Below are 507 nucleotides of genomic sequence, written 5' to 3' on the forward strand. Positions count from 1 at the left end.
GTAACCATAAATTTAGCAAAAAGGCTCGAAATTCCGATTAGGAATTTCAGCCGTAATGAACTATAGCCGTTGTTGTGCATAGTTTTTATTGTTCCACAACTCCGATGAACATTAAATATTCGATTTCGGTGTCATAGATTTCGATTAATTCGTCTTTTGTCAGTTCAACTTTTTCCTCATTCATAGCATATTCCGCCATTTGGTTAATGTCCAATTCTGCATTCGATTCAGGTTCACTTTCGGGATTCGGATTTTCTGTTGTCAGTCCGATTTTACTCATATAGTTTTCCTCCGCAATTAGAGCACTGCGAATCAATTTCAAGTCAGACTTTTTCTTGTTCAGCTTTAAAGCAATGAAACAAGTCGCCTCGTCCAAATCATAAATTTCTTTTCCTGCGTTATTTTCATTTACAGTACAGATTGGTTCGTTTTTACAACCGAAAAATGAGAGTAGAGTCAAGATGAATATTTTTTTCACGTTTTTGTTTGGTTAAATTATGCACAACG

At 35.3% G+C, this 507-nt stretch carries 1 protein-coding gene; it reads right to left on the reverse strand.

Going from position 1 to position 507, the window contains the following annotated elements:
- Positions 1-85: 85 nt before the first annotated feature.
- Positions 86-478, reverse strand: coding sequence for a hypothetical protein (locus ACFWV9_RS16175; protein ID WP_411896266.1), 393 nt, complete (start codon positions 476-478; stop codon positions 86-88).
- Positions 479-507 lie beyond the last annotated feature (29 nt).

Origin of the sequence: Winogradskyella sp. A2 (assembly GCF_046762865.1) — a bacterium.
In the GTDB taxonomy this organism is placed as follows: domain Bacteria; phylum Bacteroidota; class Bacteroidia; order Flavobacteriales; family Flavobacteriaceae; genus Winogradskyella.